Source organism: Massilia cavernae (assembly GCF_003590855.1).
GTDB classification, from domain to species: Bacteria; Pseudomonadota; Gammaproteobacteria; order Burkholderiales; family Burkholderiaceae_D; genus Telluria_A; species Telluria_A cavernae.
The window spans coordinates 41,322-56,925 of record NZ_QYUP01000150.1 but is presented as its reverse complement, the minus strand read 5'-3'; the positions used below and the strand labels follow the sequence as shown (position 1 = coordinate 56,925).

Sequence of the window (15,604 nt, the reverse complement as noted above, 5' to 3'; positions counted from 1 at the left end):
GTCCATCGGCCAATACCGGTTATCCAGTTCTGGAGCAGGAGGTCGGTGTCCGGAAAGATGTCGTCGCCAAAATTCCAATTCAACGCGCGTCAATTGATCCTTATGATAAAGGTTCTTCCACTACCTCAGGAGAGCTTCATGAGTAAATCAAAAGATCACAGTGCGTCCCCTACCGCAGGCCAGCGCGTAGACCGAAATTACAAGGCTGACCAAGCTAATCCGAATCGCGGCACGCCAGGTACGAACAAGGCGTATGACCATGTGCACGGTAATCGAGGCGGCCAACTTAACCCAAATCGCCGTTCTGGCTGATCGCATGCGGTCCTTCAGGCGCTGCCTGGGGGACCTTGGAGTAATGATGACATCGACGATTGGTTTTGCGACGCACGGCGAAGTGCTCAAGCAGTTGTATCTCGCCTTCGGTGTACTGCCACGCAAAGAAGCACGTGCTGAGGACTTCGACGAAAAAGACAAGAAAACGCTGCAGAGACAGTTGGGGCGACTCGCGTCTGAAGAGGGTAATCTCATCGAGTATTACCAAAAAGCCGTCGATACCTTGCGCCAGTTGCTGGGTCAGTATGTGCCCATGCCGGGGTACGTTGAAGCGATCGGCACGGTTCTCGACGACTTGGAATCGGCCTATGCTGAGTTGATTCAGACCGAAGGGACGTATTTAAGCCGACGTGACTCATTCCGGTATTACATGTCCATTAAGGCCGTGCCAGTGCTGGTATTAGCGCTGAAGCGCTGCAGGCTGCTCTGCGGATTAGGTGACGGTCCAGGTGTATGGCACGACGACACGTTTTGGTACCTGCCTACTTTTGAGGCTGGCAATAAGGTGACAATGCCATTGGCCAAGGTCATGCGTTGGGCATACACAGCCTCTGGGCTATCACAAAAACAGTTTCACTGTCCGGGTAAGCTGGGGGATGTTGTGTCACCTGCACAGCAGCAGAACCTGGACAATGCGGTCAACTGGGCACGAGGAAAGGCGACGCCGTCACTGCCGGCCCTATTGGCCAATTTCAAAGAATCTTTCGCTGCGCAAGACGCACACGAGCGTCCGGTTGATCCAACCCTCCAACAAAGCGTGTTGACCGCTTTGGTATGCGCGCGGGTCGCGACCTTTGTTGCGAAGCAGATTTTGGATACGTACGACGCAGCTTACCTAAAGGATGTGTGCGCGCAGATCCAGCAGTTGACGGAACTGTTAGAAGATGAAGTACAGGAGTTCTTGAGACAGCTTGCTCCGATCATGCTAAGGCAGACGTCTGCTGCTCAGGCTGTAGGTATTTGGCTTCGTGCATGCGCCCACCACGAACGCTTTGTGCGCGGCAAACTCACGCAGGTCGCCGCGACGCTAGTGGGCTTACTTCAAGAAGAGCCGCAAGCGCCCTTTTCGCCCGAACTCCTCGCTGAACTAACCAATAAGTTCGGCGGGTTTGCAGTGCACGCTAATGTGGACAGAATCACACGGCAACAAGCGTTTGTCCCACCAGAAGGTTTTGCTGAGCTACTTGCTGAAGGATTTCAACTCAGGCGCAAAGCTACGACTAGGTTAGACGAGATTGATGCTTTCGAGCAGTCGCTCGTGCAGATGGGGTTGCAAGAGGTGTTGTGCTGGTTCGTCCCTTGGTTGCGTGGCATCTACCACTACCGCCGAGAACAATTCGAGGCCGCTTATCCGTACTACGAAACAGCGTTTGACCTGGCGAAGTACAAAGCAGGTCGCTTCCAATACGATCTGGTCAATCAGTTCGTTGAATTAGCGGCGAAAAACCGTAAAGAAAACGCCTTCGACAAAGGGATTAATTGGGCTTTGTATATTGGGTTAGAAATCCGATGGCTTCGCGATAAGGAACCGACCCAGGAGAACCGCGATTTTGTCCGCGCCATCATGGAGCGGGCAAACTACGCTCATCAGTTGTAGCATGCGCGGTCGCGTTTTCACGCTGCAGTAATAAGTCAGGTTCTCACACATAGAAGCGCTCGACAACTTGAGGGGCAGCACGGGCGAGCTGATCGCTTAGTGGGCAGGCGTCACACTAAGCCATATCGTTATACACAAGTCGGAAGCCGCTCCCAGCTTAGCTAGAAATATCGTTAACTTTCAATGAGTTGCAGATGGGTCTTGTAAACTTTGGCGAGATCGCGTTTACTCTTTCATTTTGGGTGACGCATTGACCAAGGTAGCGCAGCGCTGGACGGATCACGAGTTTGCAGGACTGGCCCTTGGGGATGCCCGCCTCGACAAGAGGGCAAGAATAATGATGGAACGACTTTCGGCAAAGCCGACGGCCAGCATCCCGCAGGCGTGCGATAGCTGGAATGAGACGTGCGCGGCCTATCGGTTCCTCGGCAACGACGATGTCACGTGGGAGGGCATTCTTGCCCCGCACTGGACGCGGACGCAGGAGCGCATGAGCGCGCATCGCGTGGTGCTCTGTATTCAGGACACGACCGAGCTTGATTTCAACGGACAGGAAACCGAAGGTCTTGGCCCGCTGAACTACGAAGCGCGGCGCGGCATGTATCTTCATCCGACCTATGCGGTCACGCCGGAACGCGAACCGTTGGGAGTGCTCGATGCCTATATGTGGGCGCGAGAGCAACGCGGTGCGGACGGGGTCCGTCCTGGGCAAAGTGAGAGCGCACGCTGGCCCGAAGGCTATGAACGCCTCGCGGAGATGGCGCCCGAGATGCCGGACACGCGGTTGGTGTACGTGGCCGACCGGGAAGCCGACATGGTAGCGATGATGCGTCGCGCGCGTGACTTGGGAACGCCTGTCGATTGGTTGGTGCGTGCCAAACACAATCGCTGCTTGCCCGACGGCGGCGACGACAAGTTGTGGGCCTATACGACCAAGGGCGAGGCAGTTGGAGAAATTACCTTCAAGATGGGTCCCCGTGACGAACAGAAAGCGCGTACCGTTCGCCAGCAAGTCTGGTCCCGCGCAGTCGAGATATCGGATGGCAAAGGTGGACGCATTACCGCAACCTGCATCGTGGCGCGCGAGATCGGCGCGCCCAAAGGCGTCAAGCCCGTCGAATGGCGCTTGCTGACCAACCGCCAGGCATCGACAGTTGAGCAAGCTATCGAGCTGATCGAATGGTACCGGGCACGCTGGGAAATCGAGATCTATTTCAATGTCCTCAAAAATGGTTGCGAGGTAGAGGCATTGCAACTGTCGGCGATCGATCGGATTGAACGCGCGCTCGCACTCTTTATGGTTGTTGCCTGGCGTATCACCAATCTGATGCGGTTGGGCCGAACCTGCCCCGACCTCGATGCCGCGCTGTTCTTCGATCCGGACGAGATCCGGGGCGCTTACCTGCTAACAAAAAAGAAGATGCCGACCGCTCCACCCACGCTCAACGAAATCGTCCGGCTTGTCGCGCAGGTGGGAGGCTTCCTCGGTCGCAAGAGTGACGGCGAACCGGGAGTAAAGACGATTTGGCGCGGACTGGATCAAGTCATGACCGCCGCCGAAACGCTACGCGCGCTGCGCGAAGGACTCGGCTGACTTATGTATAACGATATGACACTAAGCGTATTGGTTTCAGTACCTGATCGCGTGTTCGATGTGGCCGGCGTCTGCAACTGGTCGATTTCAGCCGGACGTGACCGTCTGTGACTTTTCCAGCCCGGCACGGTGCTATGCTTCCGAATGGCTGAGGCGCCCAGAAGTAGTCGTTTGGCAAGGGCCGGGGCAGTCCAATATCATGCTGTAGAGATCTTCCACATGAACCTCTCCCTTTACAGTCGTGTCTACTAAAAAAGGAATCTCAATGATTCGGTGTGCGATGACTGGCCTACCAATGGGCGTCGGAGAAGGGATCTATGGCGATGGCGAATGGGTTAGTTGGGACTGGATAAACGGCCAGCTATACAAACAAGATATCAGAAACGAGTACCCTCAAGTCGATCCAGAATTGGCGATCCTTTTTGAAGAGTTAGTACGCAACGCCGCGGATTACTACGCAATGACGGGTCGCTATTTACAAATATGGGGTGAGATCGGCGAGTTGTACGCAGAGGTGAAGTACGGCATTCAGCGGCACCGTCCGCATACGCAAGGATCCGACGGCAAACTGGGCAACGACTTCATTGAAGTGAAAACCATCTCGCCGGAAAAGGATGGGGGAACAGTTCACGTCAAGCGGTCGGGAAATTTCAACAAGCTACTCGTAATTAAGATCGATCAGGATTTCAACTTTGAAGGTCGCTTCATTGAGCGAAGGAAACTTGCCAAGGGAACCGGAACACATGCCAGCGTATCCTGGTCGACTCTCGGTTCCGAAGAAAAGACACCTTAGATCTTGCGAGGAAGTCCGCTCTCGTTAAGGGTTGTCCGATGTCGGCCGTTTCCACAGACCTGAATTGATGCGCGCAAGCGTTCCCGGCCGGCGTTGGGCAAGCCCCGAAGGAGGAAACCGCGGGAAGTTTAGTTACAGGGTCTGGATCACCCTGATGTCGACCTTCTGCTCCAGCAGATGGGTGGCGAAGCTGTGGCGCAAGATGTGCATGGACACATGCTTGTCGATGCGCGCCAGGTCGGCGGCGGCGTGGATGGCGCGGTTCAGCTGTCGTACGCCGAGCGGGTCGACGGGATTCTGTCCGGGAAACAACCATCCGCCGTGCAGGATCTTGCCTTCGGCGCGCGCCGTCCTCCACCAGGCACGCAGGCAGTCGAGCAGCGCCGGTGACAGCATGGCGTAGCGGTCCTTGTGTCCCTTGCCTTGTTCCACGCGCAAGACCATGCGCCCGCTGTCGACATCGGTCACCTTGAGCCCGACCACTTCGCTCGCTCGCAGGCCGGCGCCGTAGGCGACCGACAATGCCGCCCGGTACTTGGGACTGCACGCCGAGGCGATCAGGCGCGCGGCTTCGTCCCGACTGAGCACTTGGGGGAGCTTGCGGGGAACCGGTACGGGATGCATCCTGGCCATTAGTTCGGGATGGTGGACGGTGACTTCGAAAAAAAACTTCAATCCGGTGATCGTCACGTTCAAGGCGCTCGACGTAAAGCCTTGTTCGACCAGATGCAATTGGAACAAGCGCAGATCCTCGCTCGTGGCCGTGTCGGGCGGGCGGCCCAGGAAGGCGGCCAGCCGCCGCACGTGCAGCAGGTAGGCCGATTGGGTCTTGGGTGCGAGCTTGCGCATCCGCATGTCGTCGATCATGCGTTGGCGCAGCGGGGTGATGGCTTGAGTCATGATGCTGCTCCTGTTGGAATGAGGCCGATTGCCTCATTAACCAACATAGGGAACAGTTTAGAATTGCATAAGAAACCCCTGTCGACGACGACTCGCCGGCAGCGCCGAAGTTCAACTACCGCGCGAGCGGTTTAGTCCATCGCCCCAAAGCGGACATTAGACAGCCCGAGCCATTTCGTCGGACTGTTAGCGCTCAATATGGTACTGCCGGGCTCACCAAGTTGTGTTGATCAAATTCCTCGAGGTCGCTGAGGAATGCGTGTACGCCTTGGTTTCGTTTTGAAAAGCATTTTGCTATCCGCATGGGCGCACCAAATTTTTCAATTCGATGCTTCATTTTCTCCACACGCTCTGCCCAAGCACCATCCAGAAGAACGTAGTCGCAGCAGTTAATTGGCATAATTGCATGCAGCATATCGACAATATCGTTTTCACGAATTGGGGCGGCGAGATCCAGGTAAAAACCGCGCGTTAGCTCACTTAGAATGTTAAGCGTACGAGGACGCGAGCCATCTGGCGTGACCGACTTAGCTTTGGATATGTAAGACGGATCAGCCCTGGCGTCCTTGATTCCACCTACGATTTGCTGAACAACTTCGTTCATCGCCGCTATCATAGCAACGCGGTTCTGATAAGACATTCTGATGAAGCCTTGCATTGTGACTCCAAGGTTCGGGTTTTGCGTGCGTTCGGCGAGTAACTTCAGTTGCGGCAAATCCGCAGACGGCCAGAAGCGAGTCACGTTGTCGGGCTCTTTATGTTCCCTTTCAAGAATCTTGTCAAAAGCAAAGTCTGTAAGGTAGATATTGGGTAAGAGGCGTTCAATAAAGGCCTCAGCGGCGATGGCATGTTGAGGATCGCTCGGCCCTGCAAACTCACCGAGTGAAATATTTGAGAGAAGCAGCGTCCCACCTTTATCTCGCATTGCATTTACTAGGTGATCTTGTAAAACCAAGTGTAACTGTTCAGCCTGAATGGCCAAAGCAATCCGCGTCATCCGCATCGGTGAACGCGATGTCGCCTTGTTCGGCCTCAGCTATGCATTCCCACAGGCCGTCTTGATGCAGCGCGATCGAATCGGCATTTCGCAAGTAGAACTCATCGGGATCCAGGCCATCGATCAGGACCGGACGACGTACCCGCCTTTGTTTTCCGTTGATGAAGATAGTCATGAACTGTGCCTTCTCCCTCTTCTGGGCGACGGTCAGTTTGCGCTTCGGGGCCATGGTATTGAATGCGATTGTTAACTGTTCGGCCGCTACGCAGCTGGCATGATCGGATCGCCAGTAAATGCGCGGCGTAGCACTTCCAGCATGCTGTGCCCCTGTTTGCGTAGCGTGTCGAGGCAGGAGCGAATGATGCAGAAATTGTCGGCGCCGGCAATGGTGCGGAAGCATCCCGATATTTTTTGTTTGACCTTGGGCATGCGGACGGCCCGCTCGGCAATATTGTTGGAGAACGGGACGGTCGGATCGGCGATGAAGCGCAAGATAGCATCGGCGTGCAGCCGGAAGCGGCGCAGCAAGTTATAGGCGTCGGATTGCTTGCAGCGACCGGATGATCCGTCTGGTTTGAGTTGGGGAGGGTTCAATTGCTCCCCTTGGCGCACGATGTCGTTGTAGACGATGGTGAAGGCGGCGATGGCATCGGCATCAAATGGCCGGCCCTGCTGTCGCGCCGCCGCGCTCAGTCGTTGGGCGTTGAGCAGCAGTTCCGTCATGGCGGTCGGCCATTGCTGGCCAGTCACTTCCTGCGCATACACCAGTTCTCGAAGGAGATGGGCATTGCACAAGGCATGCAGGCCATCGTCGAGTTTCCAGTAAGGGGCCCAGCAATCATGCACCAGAACGCCGATGCGTTTGGGGAGAATGCCATGCGCGACGATGGCATCCAGGCCGCGCTTTGCGTGCATGCCATACCAGGTCAGTTCCGCCGTGGCCGCCACATGCATCCAGTGCAGTTTGCCATCCACGCGCAAGCCCGATTCGTCGGCGCACAGCACTGGCGCGTGGTGCAATTGCCGCGCTATCAGGTCGGCTGTACCCTGCAGGGCCAGGCTCGCTTCGCCAACCCAGGCAAGCAGGGTTGCTGGCGACACAGACAAGCCCGTCATCTCGCCAATCAACTCGGCGGCGCGGGCATATGGCAGCATCTGGCCCTGGGTCAGATGCACGCCCAGTGCGCGCACGTTCGGGCCGTATTGCGCAAGGTCGCCGACCGCAGCCGGGAATACGCTGTCGTGCCGCTGACCGCAGGCGCAGACCACCGTGTAGACACGGTGTTCCACCACCTCGAAGCTCATCGCAGGCACATCGAATACCTGGCGGCGCTCCAGCACCTGCGCCTGTTCGAGCGCCAGCGCACTGTGGCAGCGGTTGCAATGCGACGGCGGCGGATAATCCTTCGTACTGGTGGGCTCGGCCACCCGCTTGAGTGTACTGCCTTTATGGCCCGGTTGGCCGCCAACCGCCTTGCCAGACTTGCCGCGCAACGAGCTAGTCTTCTGCTTCTTGGCCAGTCCATCCGAGGATGGTGGCTTGCTCGAATTCTGGCTGTTCATTCCCAGCTTTGCCTCAAGCGCATCCATGCGTGCAAAGAGCACGTCGATGAGACGATCCTTGTCGGTATCGGACAGCTGCGTGAGGTCGGGACGAGGCGGTTTCGGTGGCATGCCGACATGATGCGGCAATAGCCAATAGTTTACAACTGCTCATTGCCGTGTTCATTCAGGCTGAATAGTTACAACCAAGTCATCACTGAACAGCCGAATCGCCCAGTGATCGAGATATACTGTCGGGGAAACGAAGGACTGCCTGACGCGAACCTCAGACGGTGTAGAGAAGAACTCGACGGGCATTTCGACAATCTCCATTAAATTTAAGCCACCGGCTTAGACTTACAACTTAAAGTAAAACCTATAGACGTTCTGCGCATGACAGGATTCGGTGTCTGCTATTGGCCGAACATGGACATCAAGATATTTGAGTTGCCGTGTTATTTCGAGGCGTCGCGTGCTCGTGGAATAGGTCAGCCAGGTATTCGCATAGCTCATGCTCTGCGACGTCATCCGGCACAATGAAGTCGGCTGGCCTACGCTTTCCCTCGGAGCCAAGGTGAAAGGCACGCCATGCCCCTGAAGCGCCGGTTACAGCGATGAGTGTTCCAAAAACATTAAACCTCAATTCCTTCATGCGAGCTCCATCAAGCGTGAATTCGTCAGACCGCTCCTGGCCGAGGGACTAAACCGCTCGCGCGGTAGTTGGACTTCGGCGCTGCCGGCGAGTCGTCGTCGACAGGGGTTTCTTATGCAATTCTAAACTGTTCCCTATGTTGGTTAATGAGGCAATCGGCCTCATTCCAACAGGAGCAGCATCATGACTCAAGCCATCACCCCGCTGCGCCAACGCATGATCGACGACATGCGGATGCGCAAGCTCGCACCCAAGACCCAATCGGCCTACCTGCTGCACGTGCGGCGGCTGGCCGCCTTCCTGGGCCGCCCGCCCGACACGGCCACGAGCGAGGATCTGCGCTTGTTCCAATTGCATCTGGTCGAACAAGGCTTTACGTCGAGCGCCTTGAACGTGACGATCACCGGATTGAAGTTTTTTTTCGAAGTCACCGTCCACCATCCCGAACTAATGGCCAGGATGCATCCCGTACCGGTTCCCCGCAAGCTCCCCCAAGTGCTCAGTCGGGACGAAGCCGCGCGCCTGATCGCCTCGGCGTGCAGTCCCAAGTACCGGGCGGCATTGTCGGTCGCCTACGGCGCCGGCCTGCGAGCGAGCGAAGTGGTCGGGCTCAAGGTGACCGATGTCGACAGCGGGCGCATGGTCTTGCGCGTGGAACAAGGCAAAGGGCACAAGGACCGCTACGCCATGCTGTCACCGGCGCTGCTCGACTGCCTGCGTGCCTGGTGGAGGACGGCGCGCGCCGAAGGCAAGATCCTGCACGGCGGATGGTTGTTCCCCGGACAGAATCCCGTCGACCCACTCGGCGTACGGCAGCTGAACCGCGCCATCCACGCCGCCGCCGACCTGGCGCGCATCGACAAGCATGTGTCCATGCACATCTTGCGCCACAGCTTCGCCACCCATCTGCTGGAGCAGAAGGTCGACATCAGGGTGATCCAGACCCTGCTCGGCCACAAGCGGCTCGACACGACCGCGCTGTACGCCCAAGTCGCCACCGATCTATTGCGCGAAGTGATCAGCCCGCTCGACACCTTGCAGCCGGCATAGGGAGGCGCCATGGAGCCCCCCGGCCTGGAGGTCGCGGACATCTTCCGCGCCCACGGTCCGGCTTGGCGACAAGCCCGACGCGGGCACCTGAGCCTGGGCCAGCTCAAGGTCATGTCGGCCATCGAGCAGTGCCGCAGCGCGGCGCTGGGCGGGCACGCGCTGCGCTGCGGCGCCTGCGAACACGTCGACATCGCCTACAACTCCTGCCGCAATCGCCACTGCCCGAAGTGCCAGGCCAGCACCGCGCGCCGCTGGCTTGAAGCGCGCCGCAACGAGTTGCTGCCGGTCGAGTACTACCATGTCGTCTTCACCCTGCCGGCGGCGGTCGCCGCGCTCGCCTGGCACAACAAAAGCGTGCTCTACCGACTACTGTTCGAGGTCACGGCGCAGACGCTGTGCACCATCGCCGCAGATCCCAAGCACCTGGGCGCGCGCATCGGCGCCACGCTGGTGCTGCACACCTGGGGTTCGGCGCTGACCCACCATCCCCATGTGCACGGCATCGTCCCCGGCGGCGGCCTGTCGCAGGACGGCGAGCGCTGGGTCGCCTGCAGGCGGGGATTCTTCCTGCCGGTGCGCGTGCTCTCGCGCTTGTTCCGGCGGCGCTTCCTCGAAGCGCTGGGCGCGGCCCATCGCGCCGGCCAGTTACGTTTCCTCGGCGAGCATGCGGCGCTGGCGGAACCGACCGCCTTCGCGCGCTGGATGGCGCCGCTGCGGCGTTGCGAGTGGGTGGTCTACGCCAAACGTCCGTTCGCCGGGCCCGAGGCGGTGCTGGCCTACCTATCGCGCTACACGCATCGGGTCGCGATCTCGAACCGGCGGCTGGTCGCCATGGACGGGCGCAGCGTGACATTTCGCTGGAAGGACTACCGCGCCAAGGATCAGACGCGCAAGACAATGACGCTCGGCGCGGACGAGTTCATGCGCCGGTTCCTGCTGCACGTCCTGCCCAGCGGCTTCCACCGGATCCGGCACTACGGGCTATTCGCCAACGCGGGACACAAGGCCAATCTGGCCAAGGCGCGCGCATTACTGCGCGTCCCGGCGCCCGCCGTCGACACACAGCCTGTCGAGCGCAATTCGACGATATTCATTTGCCGGCACTGCGGCGCGCCGATGGCGATCACCGCCATCTTCTTGCCGATCAAAGCAATTCAGGCACCAGCACGGCACCAGGGAGCACCGCCATGAGCGACACCAGCAACATAGGCTTGCGCCACAAGCGCGTCGACCGTCGGCCGAGACCGATGCGGAGATCCTTTGCCTGTCCTGCCGCAGCGTCTCAATTTCAATCGATTAACCACCGAACAGGCGACGATCCCGTAACCGTTTCAGGTCTCATATACGCCATCGATGCCAAGTCGCCCGCTCCAACTGGCACCTTCCCAGCCAACAGCGCCGGTAAAATCGCCATAGCCTGTGGCAAAAGCTGACGACAACTAAACTTCCCGCGGTTTCCTCCTTCGCGGCTTGCCCAACGCCGGCCGCGAACGCTTGCGCGCATCCGTTCAGGCCTGTGGAAGCGGCCGACATCGGACAACCCTTAACGGTTGCGGACGCCGGCAAGGCGACTTGCTCGCGGCGCTACCCAGCATGCTGGCCGAAGAACCCTGCGTGAAGGAATTCCCAAGCTGCCGCCACACGCCTAGCGGTATCACTTATCCTACCCGGCCAGCGCTACACACTCGATCTGCTCGAGCGTCGCCATTGTCTGGGCCAGCGACCATGTGACTGCTTCGAAGAACAGGCAGTGCTTCTGGTCGACCACGGCCCGGCTTGGGAAGTCGGGTCCGCGTGCAGACGGATCGTCCAGTCGACCGGCTCGGCCAGCGGTGACTCGACCACGAACACCCACTCCTCTTAAGCGCCTGCGCCTCAGGAACAACAAATAACGACGGCTGAACCATACACGGGGCGCCGTGCTGGGCGGGAAAGCGCACGACGGCGTGGTTGCAGTTCAAGGTGGCGACCGAGTTCCTCAAAGGGCAGTGCAAGCCGACTGCGAGTCGGCTCTGCACATAGACCTCGGCTTTACGCCGGCGCGTCCACGAGGCGAGACGGTTCGGGTACCGTGACCAACATGGGAAGCACCAGTGTGCCACTGAGCGCGAATGCCACGGCGTGCTCAGCCCAGAGGAGAAACGACTGACCATCGCTGGGATCGAAGCCGACGCGCGCCATCGAAAACGTATGCTGCCAGCCAGCAGACCCATCAAAGGCTGGGATCGCACAGTACGACAGTTGTGGGTCTACCCCGTAGGTGCGTTCGAGCAGTGCAGAAAAAACGCCGCTGCTTCCCAGCTGTGCTTTTACGTCTGCAGGGAGCGACGAGTAAAATGACCCTCGTGCAGTGCCTGCGGCGACCTGCACCGGAACCTCGAAGTAACGGCCGGCCAGCCCCTCTCCGAAGTGTGCCGTCCCATCGTGCGCTAGGGTCCAGCCAGGCTCATGGCCCATCAGGCGGCCTGCTGCCTCGATCAGGACATTGTCCATGAGCTCCGGAAATCGGGTCGCCCTGGGCCCATAAACGCTGAACAGTTCGTCGCCACGTGCGGCGCATGCCTTGCACTTGCAGGTAAGGGCCGGCGCACTAGCCGTGAAAGACATGTCCGGGGCATCCTGCACCGCTTCCTTATGGCCGCAAGTACTGCACTCGAGGGACCACACGCCGAACGATTCGTCTGCGGGCAGAATCGTAACGGCGACAGCAGCCGGTTGCGAGCACACTGGGCACGGGATAGAAGTCTTAATCGAGTTCCGTTTGAGTGCATTTGTCAAACCCATTGTGTCAATACGAGCACTGTATTCGAGCGCCGTGTAGCGCCCTGTCGCCCCAACGACGTCCTTGCTGTGCTCCCAGTAGCCGAGCGGTGCAACGTCATGATCTCCCAGCACGCCCATCATCGGGTGCGGCATCGGCCACACGCGTGCATGCTGATTTTTATCGAGCCAGGCCAGAATGCCGGGGCGAGATGATTCGAGTCGGGACTTCATCGCCGCGACATGGTCTGACACCTGAGCGAGCGCGGCGCTGCGCACGGCCGCGCTTGCCTCTGCAAGGTGTGCGCGGTCGATTACGGCGGCGATGAAGTCGGTCCCAAGCGCCATGGTCAGGGCAGAAGGGCGCGCACGTGGACCGCGAGAGCCGCGCGGCCACGATCGTGCGCCAACTGCGCCGCGGCCAAGGGCGGCGAGCGCCGGCGTGCTTTCAAGGTAGCGACCAGCTCAGCGAACTCGGGGCCGACCGCGTCACGCCAGCGGATGTATCGCGAGACCAGTGTGGCCAGCTGCGCCGCTGTGACGGGTGCGTAGTCACGCGGGAAGGGCTGGTTGTACGTGCGAAACCCAACCTGCAGTTTGACTGCACCGAGCCGCGAACTGGTAGTGTCGGAATAATGTTCGCCAAGCTCAGGTACGTGAAGAAGATGAAACTGCTCAGCCAGATCTAGCTCGCCGACCAGGCGACCAGATCGGTACGGCCCATGTGCCGCGTTGAGCTGGAAGAAGGCTTGGGTGTACGGCTTTTGCTTTGGATTGGCCGGAAGCAGCGCATTGTTGACGAGCAGCGCCGGCGCGCGCTCACCAAGCACGTCAACCAGGCGATGCATGAAATGCGCCTGGTCTTCTGGCGTAAGAGGGCTGCGGCATTCGATCACGAAGGTCGGGCGATCGCGGTCGACGGCGGTAATTTTCAGGCCAGACGGGAAGCGCTCGATGTCAATCACGGCACCGCGGGACGCCTGGGCCTGTTGCAGGATCTGCTTGATCGCGCCGTCGGCCATTTCGCCGATCGACGCGATCGGGAATACCTGGGGACGGTGCTGGCCACCGAGAACATAGAGCGAGATCGAAAATGGGGCGGGCGCAGTGGCCAGCGATCGCTCCGCGTCCTGCCATGGTCGGCCGACGAGGGTGAGCGCGGCCGCATTCAGCGCGGGAATGTACTTGATCTCCGTGCTCAGGCCGAGGCCAGCCTTACGGATCGCCTTGGCGAAGGCTTTAACGTCGGGCGTGAGGACAGGATCAGGGATCGCGAAGTCGCTCAGAGCGAGCTCTACGGCGCGGATAACTTCAGGGGGCAGGGATTTCCGGACGTGGTCAGGAATGAGGTGCTGAGCTGGCATTTGCTTCTCCGTATCGGTGTAGGTTCGACAGACGCCGCGCATTGCCTGACTTACACGATCGGATTAACAAATCCGGGTTGGATAAATGTCGCTTACAGCTCAATTCAGTTAATTTGGCTATTACCTTGCGCGGCTGGAACCAGGACCTGACTGCCCCTCTTTTTATTGAACCACAGAATTGCGATGGATACAAGTTCATGCCCTAATTTTGTGTAGGAAGCAGGGCCGCTGACGCCCTGCGTACGGTCAGCCGAAGGGGACAGCCTTGGTCTTGGCCTGGCCTCGGCTCCGGCTCCGGCAGCGAATCGCAACACCCGGCCAGATCAACGAAATTTTGGGAGCCTCGAAGCAACGCGGGAAGTGTCCGCTCGATCTGCAGCCGGAAGACCTGCCAGCCTGTTACACGTTCGTTTGGATTGCTCCCTACGAAGCAGGACGTAGGCCCATCCCAAAGGTGCAGCGCTGGTCACTCAACAACGATCATGCGCGCTGTGGCCTAGAAGAAGGGACCGGTGCGCGGCGGCCTTGCGCCGCGCGCCGATGGCGGCCAGGCCCAGCGTTACCACGACTCCGAAGTGGCGGCGATCGCGCATACGCTCCAGAAAATGCTGTACCGGCGAGGCTTCCTGGATGCGGACGGCAACCAGGTGCCGGTCGCGGAACTGGCCGCACGCTGGCGGCGCACAGGGCGGGAACGGCGTGCGCGGAGGGCGGCAAGCTGCAGGCGCCGGCGCGGGTCGGCCCCGGCCCGGCTTTTGGCGGGACCAAATGCGGCGATTGCGGCGCCCCATCGGTACGCAAGGTCGACGGCTGCGAGCGCTGCGACAATTGCGGCTTCGTCGGCGCGTGCGGGTGACCATCGGGAAGCACGGCGTCGCGCCTGCAGATCACTCCCCCTCCCGGTACACGAGGGAGGAGGGGGAGCCATCCATCTCGTTCACCAGGACCGAGAGCAATGTGTCGCACGTGGAGTAGTAATAGTTCGTCCCGTGCGTTTTCATGATGGCTGGATAATCGCTCTTCGGCTTCGAGGATTTATCGTAACCATACTTGAAGTTAAGCGACAAATAATACTGCTCGTCCAGATATAACTGCATCGGCGGATGAACTCCGGCTTTTATCGCCTTCTTCGCAGCGGACTCGATCGCCAGCAATTCGGCAAATGGTACGCCCAGGCTGTTGAGGCACACATGGTTCCGGGTCTTTGAAATATGCAGCAACGACTCCCCATAGTACTCGTTGCTCCCTTGTGTGAGGACGGCATAGATACTCAAGCCCAACACGTCCCGATAAATGCCGTCGATCTCTTTAATAACGTGCAAAAGCATTTCAGGTCTGTATGAGCATTTCCTGCCTTTGTCAAAATAGCCGACTTCGTAGTTGCTTTTTAGGATAAGGCTGTCAGCGAATGAGATAAAGGAGATTGCCAGCTGCCGTTCGGCCAGCTCATCGAGCCTGTCCCGCAGCAGCAGCAACTTCGTTCTGTCGAGAGCATTATTCTCGATGGCCTGCTTGACGCCGATCGCGTCGATCAATGCAAACACGGAGTATTCGCGCAGGTGCAACTGTTCCAGCCAGTCGTCGCTCACGAATATGTATGGCATGACATCGTAAGCGCGGCATTCGACCGCTGCTCTAAACACCTCATTGGGCAGCGTGATGGAAACTTCGTGGAACCGGTCCCATGTATTGGGGTACCACGACAATTCCATGGACGGGCCATTGATCCTTCTGACCGCCACGGGACTGACGTAGCCTACCTCATAGGGGCTAGTTTCTTCTCCCCGCAGCATGTTCTCCAGCGCTTTGGAAAATTCCTCCATGTAGACTTCGCTCATGAGGACGCAATCTCTGTCGAGAGGAATGGTCTCGAACGAATACTTTTCGATAAGGCCGTGATCGAACATGATGTTGGATCCTCAACAGGTTACTGGAATCGGTTGATTATAGGAGCCTCTATCTTGCCAGAGGGACAAGTTGATCGCAAAATATTGGGGTCCGCTTTGGGTCGAAGGACTAAAC

The 15,604-nt window shown here is 58.8% G+C and carries 13 protein-coding genes; 5 read left to right on the top strand and 8 right to left on the bottom strand.

Going from position 1 to position 15,604, the window contains the following annotated elements:
• Positions 1–358: 358 nt before the first annotated feature.
• From D3872_RS20365 to D3872_RS20355, 3 genes are all read left to right on the top strand, one after another.
• On the top strand, positions 359–1,930 hold the full coding sequence (locus tag D3872_RS20365; RefSeq protein ID WP_147373947.1) for a hypothetical protein: 1,572 nt from the start codon (positions 359–361) through the stop codon (positions 1,928–1,930).
• Positions 1,931–2,168: 238 nt separating this feature from the next.
• Positions 2,169–3,524: an IS4 family transposase gene (locus D3872_RS20360; protein WP_441295136.1), complete on the top strand. Its 1,356-nt coding sequence runs from the start codon at positions 2,169–2,171 to the stop codon at positions 3,522–3,524.
• A 280-nt stretch (positions 3,525–3,804) separates the two neighbouring features.
• Positions 3,805–4,317 carry a hypothetical protein gene (locus D3872_RS20355; protein WP_119812532.1) on the top strand — a complete coding sequence of 171 codons (513 nt, stop codon included), beginning with the start codon at positions 3,805–3,807 and terminating at the stop codon, positions 4,315–4,317.
• Between the two features lie 132 nt (positions 4,318–4,449).
• Here D3872_RS20355 and D3872_RS20350 read toward each other — a convergent pair whose 3' ends face one another.
• The 5 genes from D3872_RS20350 to D3872_RS27660 form a co-directional block, all read right to left on the bottom strand.
• Positions 4,450–5,217 (bottom strand): tyrosine-type recombinase/integrase, encoded by a 768-nt coding sequence (locus D3872_RS20350; RefSeq protein WP_119812525.1) that lies wholly within the window; start codon positions 5,215–5,217, stop codon positions 4,450–4,452.
• A 193-nt stretch (positions 5,218–5,410) separates the two neighbouring features.
• On the bottom strand, positions 5,411–6,199 hold the full coding sequence (locus tag D3872_RS20345) for a hypothetical protein (protein WP_147373946.1): 789 nt from the start codon (positions 6,197–6,199) through the stop codon (positions 5,411–5,413).
• Positions 6,183–6,443 (bottom strand): hypothetical protein, encoded by a 261-nt coding sequence (locus D3872_RS20340; RefSeq protein ID WP_119808949.1) that lies wholly within the window; start codon positions 6,441–6,443, stop codon positions 6,183–6,185. Before D3872_RS20340 ends, D3872_RS20345 begins: the two co-directional genes overlap by 17 nt.
• 32 nt (positions 6,444–6,475) lie before the next feature.
• Positions 6,476–7,888 carry an IS66 family transposase gene (gene tnpC / locus D3872_RS20335; protein ID WP_119811618.1) on the bottom strand — a complete coding sequence of 471 codons (1,413 nt, stop codon included), beginning with the start codon at positions 7,886–7,888 and terminating at the stop codon, positions 6,476–6,478.
• Between the two features lie 301 nt (positions 7,889–8,189).
• On the bottom strand, positions 8,190–8,408 hold the full coding sequence (locus tag D3872_RS27660; protein WP_119812523.1) for a DUF7661 family protein: 219 nt from the start codon (positions 8,406–8,408) through the stop codon (positions 8,190–8,192).
• Positions 8,409–8,591: 183 nt separating this feature from the next.
• Between D3872_RS27660 and D3872_RS20325 the strand changes: the two genes are divergently transcribed.
• Positions 8,592–9,458 (top strand): tyrosine-type recombinase/integrase, encoded by an 867-nt coding sequence (locus D3872_RS20325; RefSeq protein WP_119812522.1) that lies wholly within the window; start codon positions 8,592–8,594, stop codon positions 9,456–9,458.
• Positions 9,459–9,467: 9 nt separating this feature from the next.
• The gene (locus D3872_RS20320) at positions 9,468–10,649 is read left to right on the top strand and encodes an IS91 family transposase (RefSeq protein ID WP_119812521.1); all 1,182 of its coding nucleotides are present in this window, start codon (positions 9,468–9,470) and stop codon (positions 10,647–10,649) included.
• 840 nt (positions 10,650–11,489) lie between these two features.
• Here the strand turns inward: D3872_RS20320 and D3872_RS20315 are convergent.
• From D3872_RS20315 to D3872_RS25355, 3 genes are all read right to left on the bottom strand, one after another.
• Positions 11,490–12,566, bottom strand: a complete 1,077-nt coding sequence (locus D3872_RS20315; protein WP_119812520.1) for a hypothetical protein — start codon at positions 12,564–12,566, stop codon at positions 11,490–11,492.
• Positions 12,567–12,568: 2 nt separating this feature from the next.
• On the bottom strand, positions 12,569–13,582 hold the full coding sequence (locus D3872_RS20310) for a hypothetical protein (RefSeq protein ID WP_119812519.1): 1,014 nt from the start codon (positions 13,580–13,582) through the stop codon (positions 12,569–12,571).
• A gap of 887 nt (positions 13,583–14,469) precedes the next feature.
• Entirely contained in the window at positions 14,470–15,489 is a 1,020-nt protein-coding gene (locus D3872_RS25355) for a hypothetical protein (protein ID WP_147373945.1), read from the bottom strand.
• Positions 15,490–15,604: the final 115 nt, after the last annotated feature.